At 61.3% G+C, this 14,857-nt stretch carries 18 protein-coding genes; 7 read left to right on the top strand and 11 right to left on the bottom strand.

Annotated elements, in window-relative coordinates; all coding sequences use genetic code 11:
- Window positions 1–94: 94 nt before the first annotated feature.
- From lspA to sppA, 7 genes are all read right to left on the bottom strand, one after another.
- Complete coding sequence (lspA, locus tag ATN84_RS03870) at window positions 95–592, bottom strand: signal peptidase II (protein ID WP_068880176.1); 498 nt, start codon at window positions 590–592, stop codon at window positions 95–97.
- Window positions 589–1,449 (bottom strand): TrmH family RNA methyltransferase, encoded by an 861-nt coding sequence (locus ATN84_RS03865; RefSeq protein ID WP_068880175.1) that lies wholly within the window; start codon window positions 1,447–1,449, stop codon window positions 589–591. The genes lspA and ATN84_RS03865 overlap by 4 nt, the downstream gene beginning before the upstream one ends.
- Window positions 1,446–2,510 (bottom strand): RsmD family RNA methyltransferase, encoded by a 1,065-nt coding sequence (locus ATN84_RS03860; RefSeq protein WP_068880174.1) that lies wholly within the window; start codon window positions 2,508–2,510, stop codon window positions 1,446–1,448. The genes ATN84_RS03865 and ATN84_RS03860 overlap by 4 nt, the downstream gene beginning before the upstream one ends.
- Window positions 2,511–2,577: 67 nt before the next feature.
- Window positions 2,578–3,555, bottom strand: coding sequence for a bifunctional Delta(1)-pyrroline-2-carboxylate/Delta(1)-piperideine-2-carboxylate reductase (gene lhpI / locus ATN84_RS03855; RefSeq protein ID WP_068880173.1), 978 nt, complete (start codon window positions 3,553–3,555; stop codon window positions 2,578–2,580).
- A 23-nt stretch (window positions 3,556–3,578) separates the two neighbouring features.
- The gene (locus tag ATN84_RS03850; RefSeq protein WP_068880866.1) at window positions 3,579–3,917 is read right to left on the bottom strand and encodes a lipopolysaccharide assembly protein LapA domain-containing protein; all 339 of its coding nucleotides are present in this window, start codon (window positions 3,915–3,917) and stop codon (window positions 3,579–3,581) included.
- Between the two features lie 8 nt (window positions 3,918–3,925).
- Complete coding sequence (locus ATN84_RS03845; protein WP_068880865.1) at window positions 3,926–4,213, bottom strand: integration host factor subunit beta; 288 nt, start codon at window positions 4,211–4,213, stop codon at window positions 3,926–3,928.
- An 81-nt stretch (window positions 4,214–4,294) separates the two neighbouring features.
- Window positions 4,295–5,269: a signal peptide peptidase SppA gene (sppA, locus tag ATN84_RS03840; RefSeq protein WP_068880172.1), complete on the bottom strand. Its 975-nt coding sequence runs from the start codon at window positions 5,267–5,269 to the stop codon at window positions 4,295–4,297.
- Between the two features lie 215 nt (window positions 5,270–5,484).
- On the opposite strand from sppA, the gene lptC reads away from it, so the two are divergent.
- From lptC to ptsN, 6 genes are all read left to right on the top strand, one after another.
- Entirely contained in the window at window positions 5,485–6,210 is a 726-nt protein-coding gene (lptC, locus tag ATN84_RS03835) for an LPS export ABC transporter periplasmic protein LptC (protein WP_068880171.1), read from the top strand.
- A gap of 171 nt (window positions 6,211–6,381) precedes the next feature.
- Window positions 6,382–6,957 carry an LptA/OstA family protein gene (locus ATN84_RS03830; RefSeq protein ID WP_068880864.1) on the top strand — a complete coding sequence of 192 codons (576 nt, stop codon included), beginning with the start codon at window positions 6,382–6,384 and terminating at the stop codon, window positions 6,955–6,957.
- Between the two features lie 77 nt (window positions 6,958–7,034).
- Entirely contained in the window at window positions 7,035–7,814 is a 780-nt protein-coding gene (lptB, locus tag ATN84_RS03825) for an LPS export ABC transporter ATP-binding protein (protein WP_068880170.1), read from the top strand.
- A 201-nt stretch (window positions 7,815–8,015) separates the two neighbouring features.
- Window positions 8,016–9,596 (top strand): RNA polymerase factor sigma-54, encoded by a 1,581-nt coding sequence (rpoN, locus tag ATN84_RS03820; protein ID WP_068880169.1) that lies wholly within the window; start codon window positions 8,016–8,018, stop codon window positions 9,594–9,596.
- 304 nt (window positions 9,597–9,900) lie between these two features.
- Window positions 9,901–10,494, top strand: a complete 594-nt coding sequence (gene hpf, locus ATN84_RS03815) for a ribosome hibernation-promoting factor, HPF/YfiA family (protein WP_068880168.1) — start codon at window positions 9,901–9,903, stop codon at window positions 10,492–10,494.
- A 92-nt stretch (window positions 10,495–10,586) separates the two neighbouring features.
- Window positions 10,587–11,051 (top strand): PTS IIA-like nitrogen regulatory protein PtsN, encoded by a 465-nt coding sequence (gene ptsN / locus ATN84_RS03810; RefSeq protein ID WP_068880167.1) that lies wholly within the window; start codon window positions 10,587–10,589, stop codon window positions 11,049–11,051.
- Between the two features lie 161 nt (window positions 11,052–11,212).
- Here ptsN and ATN84_RS03805 read toward each other — a convergent pair whose 3' ends face one another.
- Both ATN84_RS03805 and ATN84_RS03800 read right to left on the bottom strand, forming a co-directional pair.
- Window positions 11,213–11,464 (bottom strand): BQ00720 family protein, encoded by a 252-nt coding sequence (locus ATN84_RS03805; protein WP_068880166.1) that lies wholly within the window; start codon window positions 11,462–11,464, stop codon window positions 11,213–11,215.
- Window positions 11,465–11,540: 76 nt separating this feature from the next.
- Window positions 11,541–11,963, bottom strand: a complete 423-nt coding sequence (locus tag ATN84_RS03800; RefSeq protein ID WP_068880165.1) for an Hsp20 family protein — start codon at window positions 11,961–11,963, stop codon at window positions 11,541–11,543.
- Between the two features lie 190 nt (window positions 11,964–12,153).
- On the opposite strand from ATN84_RS03800, the gene ATN84_RS03795 reads away from it, so the two are divergent.
- Entirely contained in the window at window positions 12,154–13,107 is a 954-nt protein-coding gene (locus ATN84_RS03795; protein ID WP_244490969.1) for a nucleoside hydrolase, read from the top strand.
- 207 nt (window positions 13,108–13,314) lie between these two features.
- On the opposite strand, the gene ATN84_RS03790 is transcribed toward ATN84_RS03795, so the two are convergent.
- Window positions 13,315–14,199 (bottom strand): ribokinase, encoded by an 885-nt coding sequence (locus tag ATN84_RS03790; protein ID WP_068880164.1) that lies wholly within the window; start codon window positions 14,197–14,199, stop codon window positions 13,315–13,317.
- Window positions 14,200–14,315: 116 nt separating this feature from the next.
- Window positions 14,316–14,816 carry a DUF2244 domain-containing protein gene (locus tag ATN84_RS03785; protein WP_068880163.1) on the bottom strand — a complete coding sequence of 167 codons (501 nt, stop codon included), beginning with the start codon at window positions 14,814–14,816 and terminating at the stop codon, window positions 14,316–14,318.
- Between the last annotated feature and the right edge of the window lie 41 nt (window positions 14,817–14,857).

The raw sequence follows: 14,857 nt of genomic DNA, 5'->3' as shown, positions 1-14,857 counted from the left end.
GCTCCGCCTTAACATATGGCGGTTCAGGTCCGGTTTCCCGAAACGATCAAATTTTTATAAAGCGCTATAGCATTTTCTGCCGAAACAAGCGGCTTCACCCGTCGTTGATTTTGCCTTCGTCCCGTTCGCTCTTCCAGGCGATGAGCTCATCGAGAATGATCAGTCCGGCGCCGATGGTGATGAAGGCATCTGCCAGGTTGAAGACCGCGAAGGACCAGGTGGCGGTGTGGAAAAGGACGTAATCGATCACATAGCCGTGGAGGCTGCGGTCGATCAGGTTTCCGATCGCCCCGCCGATGATCAGCGCGAAGCCGAACCGCGCCAGCCGCCGCTCCGCCGCACTCGACCACCAGAGATAGAGCACGAAAGCGATGACGACGAGCGTCATGATGATGAGGCCGGTATCGCCCATCGACGAGAGCATGGAGAAGGCGATGCCGTCATTATGTGTGCGAAACAGCGCCAGAACCGGCAGAATATCGATCTGCTGATGATATTCCATGCCCGTTTCGACCAGATATTTGACGAACTGGTCGAGAATAACGGCCAAGGCCACCACGGCGAAATTCAAGAAAACAGGTTTTCTGGTCATTTTTCGCCCGGTCTTTCATCGAGGACGAGCGCCTCGCGTCGGATCTCGAACAGCATTACGCCGGTGGCGATCGCCAGATTGAGCGAATCGGCGCGTCCCGCCTGCGGGATGCGGGCGAGCCTGTTACAGGCGGAAGCGAGGCTGTCCGGCAGGCCCTGCTGTTCGTTGCCCATCATCAGGACGACCGGCTTGCGGGCGTAGGGAATGGTGCGATAGTCGACCGCGCCTTTCAGATGCGTGCCGACGAGGAGGCCCGAGAAATTTTTCCGCCAGGCAAGGAAATCGGCTTCGCTCGCGCGGTAGAGCGGCAAGGCAAAGACCGAGCCCATCGTCGCGCGCACCGTTTCGATGGAGAAGGGGTCCGTGGTGTCGCCGATCAGGATCACGCCCTTCGCGCCCACAGCGTCCGCCGTGCGGATGACGGTGCCGAGATTGCCGGGATCGCGCACCCGGTCGAGCGCGACATAGACGTCATTGCCCTGGGGTTTGAGACCGCCAAGGGGATGATATTTCTGCTCGAAGACGCCGACGACCATTTGCGGGTTGTCGCGTCTTGTAATGGCGGAGATGATTTTCTCGCTCACCTCCAGCACCAGCCCTCCCTTGGCGACGGTGCGCGCCGCCACCTGCTCGACAAGGGCGTTACCCTTGCCGGCCTTGGCGAAGACCAGCGTGCGGATGCGCCAGCCGAGATCGAGCGCGTCGATGACGAGCTTCAGCCCCTCCGCTAGAAAGACGCCCTGCTGGTCGCGGAATTTCTTCACCGACAGCGCACGCAGATCCTTGACGATCGGGTTGGTCAGGCTGGTGACTTCCTTCACCTTGCCCGTCTTCGGAAAATCGTCATGGCCACTCATTGCGCCACCCAGCGGCTGAAAAGCGAAGTCGAAAGAGCGCGCCCGGCGGAGCGTTCGCGCAGGATGAGTTCGCCCGATTCCACCCGTCCACCAAGCCCGGTGAAGGCATCGCGCATCAATTCGTGGATGGCGAAGAAGGAGGCGCGGATCGAATAGGCCGTCAGCACCACGGCCAGCGGCTTCGGCGTCAGGATCGAGCGGCAGAGATCGACCATCTCAGGCAAATTGTCGAACAATTGCCAGACCTCGCCGTTCGGCCCGCGGCCATAGGCCGGCGGGTCGAGCAGGATGATATCGTAGCGGCTGTCACGTCGCTCCTCGCGGGTGACGAATTTGGTCGCGTCGTCGCAGATCCAGCGGATGGGCTTGTCGGACAAGCCTGCCATTTCCTGGTTCTCCCGCGCCCAGAGGATGGCCTTCTTCGAGGCATCGACATGGGTGACCTCGGCTCCCGCTCTTGCCGCGACCAGCGATGCGAGGCCGGTATAGCCGAAGAGATTGAGCACGCGTACTGGCCGCCCGGCATCGCGGATCAACTGGTCCATATAGGACCAGTGCGAAGCCTGTTCGGGAAAGACGCCGACATGGCGGAACGAGGTGAATCGGCCATGGAAGGGAATGCCGTCATAGGCCATGGGCCATGTCTCGCCGAGCGGCGTGCGCGGGAAATGCCAGCGCCCCATGCCTTCTTCGTCGGTATTGCCGGTGAAGACCGCATCGGCCTTCACCCACTCCGACTGGTCCCATGCCGGCAGCCAGATCGCTTGGCCTTCCGGGCGTACTATGCGGTACGGCCCGTATTGCTCGAGCTTCTGGCCATTGCCGCTGTCGAGCAGCGCATAGTCCTCGGAAGGTTCGGTCTCGAGGATCAGCGGCAGTTTCTCGTCGGGCCGCTTGCCTTCGCGTCGGTTGAGCAGCCGCGGCCGTGCGGGTTCGGGCGCCGGTCGCGCCTGTTTCCCCTGCGCCGGCTTTGCCCGCGCTGGGGAAAGCGGCGCGCGCGCGCCGGCTGGCGTCTTGTCGCTCCGCTGCTGCCGCTTGTCTTTTCGCTTCGGTGGTTTCAACCGCAAATTCCCGTTAATTCGGCTTCCACCTAGGACAAACTACGGAAAGACGAAAGGAAAAAAGACGTCACTGCGCGTCCTTGGCCGCCGTCTTCTCGTAAATCAGGATGCCGGCCGCGAGGTCTTCGAGCGCCGCCCCGACCGACTTGAAGAGCGTGATCTCCTCCGCCGAGCCCCGACCCTTCACCTTGCCGCGCGTCAGATCATAGAGATCGCCGAGCACATGACCCTCCTGGATGACGCCCGCCTTCAGAGGCTGGACTATATCGCCGCCCTCCTTCAGCGCACCCTCTCTGGTATCGACGAACACGCGGGCACGCAGGATGCATTCATCGTCCGTCTCGCGCATGGCAGGCGCGAAGGCGCCGATCAGATCGACATGCGCGCCGGGCTTCAGGAACTTGCCGTGGATCAGAGGAAGGGTGGAGAGCGTCGCGGCGGATACGATATCGGCTTCGGCGATCGCAGCATCCCGGTTCTCCGCCACACGGGCGTTGAGCCCTTCGGCGGTCAATTGCCGGGCGACCCTTTCGGCGCTCTCCAGATTGCGATTCCAGATGGCTATATCCTTGATCGGCCTTACGGCGCTGTGCGCCCTGGCGATGAAGGTCGAGAGCGATCCGGCGCCGATGATCACCAGCTTTTCGGCATCCTCGCGGGCGAGATAGCGCGCGGCGAGCGCCGAAGCGCCGGCGGTGCGCCAGTTGGTCAGTCTCTGCCCGTCGATCAGCGCCTTCGGCTCGCCGGTGGTGCCGTCGAGAAGCAGATAGACACCCATTACGGCTGGCTTGCCGATTGCGCCATTATCCGGCGAAACCGTCACGATCTTGACGCCCATATAGCCCTTCGTGATGTCTTCCAGCCCGGAGAAATCGGACCAGGCGGGCATCAGCAGCAGGGTGGACGCCGCACCCTGCGGCCGCTCGACGGTATGGTGATGGCGCACCGGCTGGATCATGCCCTCGCGAAAGGCGCGGTCAAGCGCGTCCACCATGTCCGGCCAGGTGAGGACGGCATCGATTTCGTCGGCGGAGATGTTTTTCATGGCTGGTCCCGAACCGCGAGCGCTCAGCGCAGGGCAGGCAATTGCGTCGGGGAAGCTGGGTCGCCCGTCTTCCCGCTTTCGGTATTCTGGCGCAGCCGGTCGGCTTCCGCTTTGCGGGTGCGGGCAAGCTTGCGATATTTGCCCTGCGCGAACCACGTCACCACACCGCCGAGAATGAGTCCGGCGATCAACATCCCGAATAGCCAGACGAACAGCGGCGCCGAATAGGACAGCGCCGGATTCCCGGGGTTGAACGGATCGAGCGTCACGGTGACGGTCGCGCGATTGGCGACAGACAGCGCGATCAGCACGATTGCCAGCGGCACGAAGATGATGATGGTGACGAGACGGTTTGCCATGATGTTGTGGATTATTGGTCGTTGCTGTTCAGGCGGTCGCGCAGTTCCTTGCCCGTCTTGAAGAACGGCACCCACTTCTCCTCCACGCTGACCGCTTCACCCGTCCGGGGATTGCGTCCACTGCGTGCGGGGCGATTTTTCACTGAGAAGGCGCCGAAGCCGCGCAATTCCACCCGGTTGCCCTCCGCCAGCGCATTGGTGATCTCATCGAACACAGCGCCGACGATGTTTTCCACGTCGCGTTGAAAGAGATGCGGATTACGGCTGGCGATGATCTGTACGAGTTCTGACTTGATCACGGCGTTCGACCCCTCTTTGCACGTTGCATTCATGGTTCTGCGGATACAGTAGTATTCGCATAAACATTGATATTCAACAGCTTATTGGCCTTTGGACGGCACCGTCTCGGTATGCCAGATCGAGAGCAGGCCGGGGGTGAAGATGCGCTCGCCCGTCACCTCGCGCAACAGGCTGCCGCTCTCCTCCGGCAGGCCCAGAAGCCGCGTCAGCAATCTGGCCGTCGATTCGGAGAAAAACCAGCCCGCGCCCGATTTCTCCGGCTTCCACTCGATGACGGAAAGCTTGCTGTCCACGCCCTTGCCTTTAAGCCAGTTGACCGCCTCGTCCTCGCCACCAAGCTCGTCGACGAGCTTGTTGCCGAGCGCCTGTCGCCCGGTGAAGACCGCGCCGTTTGCCAGCGCCAGGGTCTGCGTATGGTCGAGCGGGCGGCGGCTTTCGACGAGGCCGACGAACCAGTCATAGGAATCCATGATCATGTTGCGGATCATTCCCTTTGCTTCCTCGCTGGCGGGGCTGAAGAAGTTCGGCTCGGCCTTGAGCGGGCTCGACTTGATGGTCTCGATCTTGACGCCGAGCTTGGTCAGGAGCTGTGAAATATCGGGATATTGGAACAGGACGCCGATGGAACCGACGATCGAGGACTGGCGCGCCACAATATGGTCGGCGGCGCTGGCGATCATATAGCCGGCGGAAGCCGCGAGCGTGCCGACCTGGGCCACGACCGGCTTCTTCTCGGCGACCTTGCGCACCGCTTCGAAAATCGCCTCGCCGCCGGCCGTCGTGCCTCCCGGCGAATCGACCGAGACGATCAGGCCCTTCACCGCATCGCTGGCGGCGATTTTGTCGAGGCGGTCGAGCAGATCGTCGTCCTCGAGAATCGTGCCTTCGATCTTCACCTTGGCGATATGCGGTGTGTTGCGCCCGCCGATCCCGCTGGTGAAATTGATGAGCGCCGCGATGCCGAGCGCCACCACGGCCAGTGTCGCGATACGCCAGAAGGTGAGCTTCCGTCGCAGCCGCCGCCGGTCTATAATTGCGTCGGCAGATTGTGTCATGGTCGTACCCGTATTCGTTGTTGCACAAGGCGTTGAACGCCGTATAAACGGTTTATTGAATCCGAAGGATTTGGCTGCCACTTTAGGTGTAGCTTAACCCCTGCGGCAAGACGCTGTTAGCTTCTATTTGGTATTCTATCTCAATATAACCATATTGGAGTGTGAATGGGCCGTGAAAATGGTCCGGTTGGCCCACTACAAGAGAATTTAGTCATATGAACGCGAAAAAAGACGGTTTGAACCGGGGAGCTGGGGCACCCGGGGGTGCCCATATGATGGATTTCGGCGCCTCCGAAAAAAGCGCCGCGGTTTTCCAGGCGGCGCAGCGCCATTCGGGGCGCGTGCGTGTGCTCAAGACCGCGTTGCCGCTTGCCGCCGTCGCTGTTGCCGGCGTCTTCTCGTGGTTCACCTTTCTCGCCGCTCCGACCGCCCCCGTCACGATCCAGGTCGGTACGACGGAGACCGAGGACGGCAAGCTGGTGATGACCAATCCCAAGCTCGACGGATTCACCAAGGAAAACCTTCCCTATACGATGACGGCCGCCCGCGCGATGCAGGACGTCACCAACAATGGCGTCATCACCCTTGAGAACATCGATGCCGAACTTCCCCTCGGTCCCGACCAGCGCGCCAAGATAGAAGCGAAATCCGGCATTTACGACAATGCCAACGGGCGTTTGCAACTCGATAAGGATTTTACTGTTACTACCAACAGTGGATTGAAGGCGAAATTGAAGTCGGCGGACGTCAATATCTCCACCGGGCGTATCACCACGGATCAGCCCGTCGATATCCAGAATGGCGATGCGCATATATCGGCGGACAAGATGCAGATCCAGGATAATGGCGACGTGATGGTGTTCGAGAACAAGGTAAAGCTTGTCATCGATCCGCCAAAAGAGCAAAAGAGCGATATTTCGGCTCCGGGTAACGATGGCTAAGGGCATGGCCTTGTTTGACGCCTGGCCGGGCAGAGGGCGGACATCAGGCGCTGCCGGTCTTTAAAGGGGATGTTAGGAATGCAGCGCAGGTTGGCAATACGCAAAGACCTTCTTTCGAAACATAAAGCTCCCCGCCTCGCAACGGTGACGGCGGCGGCTTTTTTCGCTGCCATGGCTTCTGTTCCGGCTCCGGCGCTCGCCCAGCAGCAGACGCAGAACGTTCCGTTCGGCGGGCTCAATCTCTCCAATGGCAAGGAGCCCGTCCAGATAAACGCGGACAAGCTGGAGATGCGCGACAAGGAAGGCATTGCCATCTTCACCGGCAATGTCTCGGTCGTGCAGGGGCAGTCGGTGCTCAAATCCGGCAAGATGACGGTCTATTACGCCAGCAAATCGGGCGAAAACGGCGGCGCGCAGCAGGCGCAGTCCGAGGCGACCGGCCTCGGCGCGGCCGGTATCGATCATCTCGAGGTGAGCGGCAAGGTCTATCTCAAGTCGGGTACGCAGATCGCCACCGGCGACAGCGGAACCTACGATGCGAAGACGCAGACCATGACGCTGCAGGGCAAGAAGGTCGTGCTTTCCGATGGCGACAATGTCGCCACGGGCTGCAAGCTGACCGCCAACACCGCGACCGGCAAGGCTTTCCTTGAAAGCTGCAAGGGCCAGGCCGGCCGTGTCTCGATCATCCTCACGCCGAAGAACGACCAGCAGGGCAATCGTGCCGGCAGCGCGAAACGCAACTGATCCGGGCCTGCACAGTGACATTTTTATCGCGTACCAAGGTGCAGGGCAAAGACGGTGTTCAACCGGCTTCCACTGCTGTGCCGGCTGCTCCTGCCAGTTCCTCCCGGCCAGGATCGGGTGATCTCAAGCGTCTCAAGGGCACGCTCGTCGCGCGCGGCCTCACCAAGAGCTATCGCGGCCGGCAGGTTGTTAACGGCGTTTCCTTCGGCGTGCGCGCCGGAGAGGCGGTGGGCATTCTCGGTCCCAACGGCGCGGGCAAGACCACCTGCTTCTACATGGTGACCGGCCTCGTGCCCGTCGACAGCGGCTCGATCGAGATCGACGGCTTTGACGTGACGACCATGCCGATGTACCGGCGGTCGCGTCTCGGCATCGGCTATCTCCCGCAGGAAGCCTCGATTTTCCGTGGCCTTTCGGTGGAAAACAATATCAAGGCCGTTCTGGAGGTCGTCGAGAAGGACAAGAAGAAGCGTGCCGGCGAGCTCGACGCTCTGCTCGATGAGTTCCACATCGCGCATCTGCGCAAGGCGCCCGCGCTCTCGCTCTCCGGCGGCGAGCGCCGCAGGCTCGAGATCGCCCGCGCGCTCGCCTCGCGGCCCAATTTCATGCTCCTCGACGAGCCTTTCGCCGGCGTCGATCCCATCGCCGTCTCCGACATCCAGCAATTGGTGCGCCACCTGACGAGCCGCGGCATCGGCGTGCTCATCACCGATCATAATGTGCGCGAGACGCTGGGCCTCATCGACCGCGCCTATATCATCCATGCCGGTCAGGTGCTCACCCATGGCCGCCCGGCGGAAATCGTCGCCAATCCCGATGTTCGGCGGCTTTATCTCGGCGATCAGTTCATGCTTTGATCCGCTGCGCAGGAGCGGAAATTCCTTTTCCGTTCCGCCTTTTGCCAAAAAAAAGAATCAGAAAAGTGCGATTCTGCCCGTTTTTCGGCGTCAGAAGCGCCCAAAACCGCACATTCTGAATTGACAAGCAAGGTTTGTACCAGTTTTGTAAAGAGAGGTGCGCCAGGGTGATGTAAGGGTAGGGGGAGTAAAGCGTAGGCCATGGCACTTTCGCCAAAGCTCGATTTGCGCCAGTCGCAATCGCTCGTCATGACGCCGCAGCTGATGCAGTCCATCAGGCTGCTGCAGATGACCCATATCGAGCTTGAACATTTTATCGATCTGGAGATCGAGAAGAACCCGCTCCTGGAACGCATCGAGCCGGCCAATGACGATATCGCGTCCGATGCCCGTTCGTCGCCCGAGCGTTCGGATATGATGGGCGATGCCGACGATTCCGCCTTCGACGCCACGCCTCTTGCCGGCGGGCAGGGTGAGGAGGGCATCGACTGGCTGGACGGCAGCGCACCCGATTCAGGCGCCATTTCCGAGACCTTCGACAGTTCGATGGAGAATGTCTTTCCCGACGATCCCGGCCGTTACGAGCAGATCGCGCCGGATCTCGCCTCGCAATGGAAATCCTCCAGCGGGGACGGCTATGTCTGCGGTGGCGGCGATGGGTTCGATATCGAGCAGGTAACGGCACATCGCGTCTCGCTGCGTGACCATGTCGACGAACAGATACTCTTCGCCTTCAGCGACCCGGCTCAAAGGCTTATCGCCGCCGAACTCGCCGATCATCTCGACGATATGGGCTATCTTCGCGCCGACCTTGCCGAGATCGCCGGACGCCTTGGAGCGGATTTGCCGGTGGTCGAGGATGTGCTCGCCACCCTGCAGACATTCGAGCCGGCCGGGCTGTTCGCCCGCGATCTCGCCGAATGCCTCGCCATCCAGCTCCGGCAGAAGGATCGCTTCGATCCGGCGATGCAGGCGCTCCTCGCCAATCTCGAACTCCTGGCGAAGCGGGATTTCCAGACCCTGAAGCGGCTCTGCGGCGTCGACCAGGCGGACCTTCTCGACATGCTGGCGGAGATCCGCCTGCTCGATCCCAAACCCGGTGCGCTCTTCGCCGTCGGCGTGGCCGACGCCATCGTGCCGGATGTCAATGTCGTGCCCGCCCATGGTGGCGGCTGGGAGATCGAGCTCAATTCCGCCGCCCTGCCGCGGGTGCTGGTCAACCATGATTATTACACCGCCGTTGCACGTGGCGCCGGCCCGCAGGAGAAGGATTTCCTGTCGGAATGCCTGCAGAACGCCAATTGGCTGACACGCAGCCTCGATCAGCGGGCTCGCACCATCCTGAAGGTGGCTCGCGAGATCGTGCGCCAGCAGGACGGCTTCCTCGTCAACGGCGTTTCGCATCTGAAGCCGCTCAATCTGCGGATGGTCGCCGACGCCATCGGCATGCATGAATCGACGGTAAGCCGCGTCACCGCCAACAAATACATGCTGACGCCGCGCGGTGTGTTCGAATTGCGTTATTTCTTCAATGCCGCGATCGCATCCGCCGAAGGGGGAGACGCGCACTCCTCAGAGGCGGTGCGTCATCAGATACGGCAGTTGATAGACCGAGAAAGTCCCGATTCGATATTGTCCGATGATGCCATTGTCGATATTCTCAACCGGGATGGCGTGGATATCGCACGGCGGACCGTCGCCAAATACCGGGAATCGATGAACATTCCATCATCGATCCAGCGGCGGCGGGAAAAGAAGGCGATTGCCGCGTTTGGGCGCTAGACCGTGACCTATGTCGTGTGGGGCGACACAACGAGGGAAGGAGTCCGTTAAGGACTTCTTAAGTTTGAATTGACTTTCGCAACGTCACTCAATAGAAGCCCGCTCGCGCGATGATGCGCGGGCTGTCCGAAGCTGCATGGCCGGGTAATGGCCAACAAGTGAGGGATGCGCGGCAGCAAGTGGTTAACCGGAATGGGAAAGTTGGTCGTATGATCCGTGCGCAACGTGCCGGATCGCTTTGCTCACACCGCGCCTTGTGGTTAGATTGGGTCGCAAGGGAAAAACGCAAACGAGGTATAACCACATGAGTCTGCGTGTATCTGGAAAGCATATGGATATCGGCGATGCATTCCGCATCCGGATCGAGGATCGGATCAGCGAAGCGATCGGCAAATATTTCGATGGCGGATATTCCGGCCATGTCACGGTCGTGAAGTCCTCCTCCCGCTTTTCGGCAGACTGCATGCTGCATCTTGATACCGGTGCGACCCTGCAGACCACAGGTGAGGCACAGGACCCGCAGCTGGCATTCGATGCGGCTGCGGACAAGATCGAAACACGCCTGCGGCGCTACAAGCGCAGGCTGAAGTCGCATCAGGTCGCCAACAACAATTCCGCCTATGATGACGTGGTCTACCGTGTGATGTCTCCGGCTCCCGAGGACGACGAAGCCATGCCGGAGGATTATGCTCCGACGGTCGTCGCCGAAACCTCGGTATCGTTGCGTACCATGAGTGTCGCTTCCGCGGTCGTGGAGCTCGATCTCAAAGATAGTCCGGTTCTCGTGTTCCGCAATGCGGGTAACAACGAAGTCAACATCGTGTATCGTCGGGCCGACGGCAACATAGGTTGGATCGATCCCTCGACGGTGACGGGCGAGAAAGTATCCCGCTCCTGAGAGCAACCTTGAGGGCCTCCACGTCGTTTGGGGTACGTGGAAGTCTATAGAGTCGGGATCGCCTGATCCCGCATAAAGAAGGAATGGAGAGAATGGATCTTAGCGATCTGATTCAGCCCGCGGCGATTATCCCAGCGCTGAAAGCAAGCTCCAAGAAACAACTGCTACAGATCATGGCCGAGAAGGCCGCGGAACTGACGGGTCTTACCGAGCGCGAAGTGTTCGATACCATCCTGCAGCGTGAGCGGCTCGGCTCGACCGGCGTGGGGAACGGCATCGCCATCCCCCATGGCAAGCTCAACAGCATCAAGCGCATAACCGGCATCTTCGCCCGCCTCGAAAATCCGGTGGATTTCGAGGCGCTGGATGACCAGCCGGTGGATATCGTCTTCCTGCTGCTTGCGCCTGAGAACGCTGGCGCTGATCATCTCAAGGCGCTGTCGCGTATCGCGCGCCTGCTGCGTGATCCTGACATGGTGACCAAGCTTCGCGGCACGCACGACGCGCAGGCGCTTTACTCTTTCCTGACGACCCAGCCGGCCTCCAACGCCGCCTGAGCCTCTATATTGGCGCTTGCTGGCGGCTCGCTTTCGAGATTGCCAGAAAGCAAGCTGCCAGCGCTGGATAAAGCTTGCTGCGGCCGCCGCCCGAAGATGTGGCGCCAACGAAAAAGGGCTGCGTTCGGCAGCCCTTTTGCTTAATCAAAGCACCGGAAGGATCACTGCAGCATCACCGTGCGCAGTTCGTGTTCCTGTGCCCCGGCGAGGATGTTGTCGCGCGCATCGGAAAGCACGATCGGTGCGCCATCGGCGCCGAACAGGGCCCAGAGCTCCAGGCCGGGGGCCATCGGCGGCAAGGCCGGGAAGCTGCGCGCCAGGTCGTCGGTCAGCATCTTGCGCATATAGGCGATTTCGCCGGCGCCCAGATGCGCGAATTCGGTTTCGGTGAAAATGTGTTTGTCGTTGGTCATTGAAGCCTCCGTTCTGGACAAGTCGTGAATGACCTTGTCTCCAAGAGCTGGTTACGGCGATCCGCCGGGGCGGGGCTCAGTCCTTCACATTTATATCAATACGTTTGACGAGCCGTTCCGGTTCCGGGCGGTCGAGATCAATCGAAAGCAGCCCGTTTTTCAACTCCGCGGCAACGACGCGCATTCCATCCGCCAGCACGAAGACGCGCTGGAACTGGCGTGCGGCAATGCCGCGATGCAGATATTCGCGTTCCTCTTCGTCCGTCTGTCGACCGCGAATGACGAGTTGGTTGTCTTCCGTCGTCACCTCGAGATCGCTGTCCGAGAAACCCGCGACGGCCAACGTGATTCTCAGCCGTTCCGGTCCGGATTTGGTGCGCAGACGCTCGATATTGTATGGCGGGTATCCGTCTCCGGATTTGGCGATACGCTCCAGTGTCTTTTCCATTGTATCGAACCCGAGCAGAAGCGGGCTCGAGAACGGTGTCATGCGTGTCATGTGCAGTCCTCGTCAAAGCGACCGTACCCAGCAAGTCCAGGAAAAGTATGAAGCGTTTTCCGTCCGGACTTGCGTGAGAAACTTGGAAGAACCCGTTTCGGCATTTCTTCCTTGCCTTGAGATATGGTCCGTGAAATCCGTGACTTCAAGAGCCGAATCGCATTCGCCACAGTCAGCGGATATCAGGCATATGGAAGGACAGGACGGCATGGCGCGCAAGATCATCATCGATACCGATCCGGGGCAGGACGACGCGCTGGCGATCCTGCTGGCGCTGGCGAGCCCCGAACTCGAGGTCGTCGGCATCACCGCCGTTGCCGGTAACGTGCCGCTCGCGCTGACGGAGAAGAATGCGCGCAAGATCTGCGAACTGGCGGGCAAGCCGGAGACGAAAGTCTATGCCGGCGCCTCGCGGCCGCTGATGCGCAAGCTGGTCACGGCCGAGCATGTGCACGGCCGCACCGGGCTCGACGGCCCGGACCTGCCGGAGCCGGAAATGCCGCTGCAGCCTCAGCACGCAGTCGATTTCATCGTCGAGACCATCCTGCGCGAGGAAGCGGGCAGCATCACGCTCTGCCCCATCGGCCCGCTCACCAACATCGCGCTGGCGCTGATCCGCGCTCCGGAAATCGCGCCGCGGATTCGCGAGATCGTGCTGATGGGCGGCGGCTTCTTCGAGGGCGGCAACATCACGCCCGCCGCCGAGTTCAACATCTATGTCGATCCCGAGGCCGCGAAAGTCGTCTTCGCCTCCGGCATTCCCATCGTCGTCATGCCGCTCGATGTCACCCATCGGGCGCTGACAAAAGCCGACCGCATCGACTGCTTCCGTGCGATGGGCACCAGGGCGGGTGATGCCTGTGTGGCGCTGCTCGAATTCTTCGAGCGCTTCGACGAGGAGAAATATGGCAGCGACGGCGGCCCGCTGCATGACCCCAACGTCATCGCCTATCTCCTGAAGCCGGAACTCTATTCGGGCCGCTATTGCAATGTCGAGATCGAGACGCAGTCGGAGCTCACGCTAGGCATGACCGTCATCGACTGGTGGGGCGTCACCGACCGGCCGAAGAATGCGCTGGTCATGCGCGACGTCGACCATGATGGCTTTTTCGAGCTTCTGGCGGAGCGGATTGGGCGGCTTTGAGACCTCGGCGCTTATAACACCCCCTCTGGCCTGCCGGCCATCTCCCCCACAAGGGGGGAGATGGGCTGTCATTGATGACGACACACCACCTTCAGCGTTGAAGATTAGCAAAAGCGGAATTCTTAGCCTAATCTCCCCCCTTGTGGGGGAGATGCCAGGCAGGGCAGAGGGGGGTGCTTTGAGCAAACGCCTTTCATCTGAAAAACGCTAGACTGGCAACTCATCCGCAAACGGAATGGCCGGCTGCGCGCCCTGCTTCAGGCAGGCGAGCGAGGCGGCTGTCGCCGCCCGGTTGCAGGCGTCCTTCAGGCCAAGCCCCATATCGAGCCCGGCGGCCAGATAGCCGCAGAACGTATCGCCCGCGCCCGTCGTGTCGACCGGCGTGACCGGATAGGCGGCGACGGTAAAGCGCGTCTGCGGCGTGGCGACGCGCAGGCCCTCCGCGCCGAGCGTCACGATGACCGCGCGGCCCGTCTTTCCCGCGAAGTCCGCCATGCGCTCGTCGCGGTCGGAGCCTTCAAGCTTCAGCCTCTCCGCTGCAAGGTCGAACTCCGTTTCATTGGCGATGACGATATCGGCGAGCGGCAGCAGGTCCGCCGCCTCGTCCCGCCATGGCGCGATATTGAGGATGGAGATGGTGCCGCTCGCGCGCGCCGCCGCAAGCGCCGTCCTGACGGTCTCGAGCGGGATTTCGTGCTGCAGCAGCAAATGGCCGCCGGCAAGGCCCGCCGCCTCTACATCGCTCTTCGAGACTGTTCCGTTCGCCCCCGGCACGACGACGATGACGTTCTCGCCCGATGTCTCGACGGTGATCAGCGCGATCCCCGTCGCAACATCCGCCTTGCGCACGCGGGCGAGATCGACGCCGCCTTGGGCGAGGAGCGCCAGCGCTTCGGCCGCAAAAGCGTCATTGCCGACGGCGCCCACCATGCGGACTTCGGCGCCCGCCCGCGCTGCCGCCAGCGCCTGGTTAGCGCCCTTGCCGCCCGGCGCAGTCTGGAAATCGGAGCCCGATACGGTTTCACCCGGTTTGGGAAGCTGCGCGGTCCTGGCGATGAGATCGAGATTTATGGAGCCGATAATGGTGATCATGGAAGTCCTGCGGTATGGTCAGAAAGACGCATATACAGGGTATCGGCGGCGGATGGCCAGAGTGGTTGTTTTAGACTGGCGGGCCAGAGGGGGATGAAACCCACCACCCGGCTCCCCTACCGTCCTTTCGCCGTCGCAAGCGCGCGGCTGAAGGCGGTGGCGAAGCTCTCGCGATCATCGGGGTTGAGGAAGGACCCGACCGCGACCCGCCGTCCTTCGCCTTCGACATTCATCGCCGTAATGCCGATCTCGTCATGCCGTGAGATGCGGAAGCGCGTCCAGAACGGGTTGAAGCGATGCTCGCGCGTCCGCCCGGACGGCGCGATCTGCCTGATATCGAGCGCGGTGCGCGAGACGGATATCTCTTCGCGTGCCCGGCCTGCCCGATAATTCAGCCGGAAGGCGAGATAGACGAGGAGAACGTCGAGACCGAAGAAGCCGAAGACCGGCCATGCGCCGATCGACAGAAACAGGATGCCGCAGAACATCCATCCCGCTAGAAGCGTCGCCATCAGCACGAGAAATCCGGTGCGCCCGAGCGAGCGGTGCGGCACCAGCAGGGCACGGAAAAAGGGTGTCTCGCTTGCCTCCGGCTGTGCTCCATATGGATGGCTCATTTCGTCGGACTCCTCGCCAGTTGTCATGCGGCAGGCAGGAT

The organism is Paramesorhizobium deserti, from assembly GCF_001558695.1.
Lineage (GTDB): Bacteria > Pseudomonadota > Alphaproteobacteria > Rhizobiales > Rhizobiaceae > Paramesorhizobium > Paramesorhizobium deserti.
Note: the sequence above shows the minus strand (reverse complement) of the source record. Positions and strands in the feature narration are given on the sequence as shown.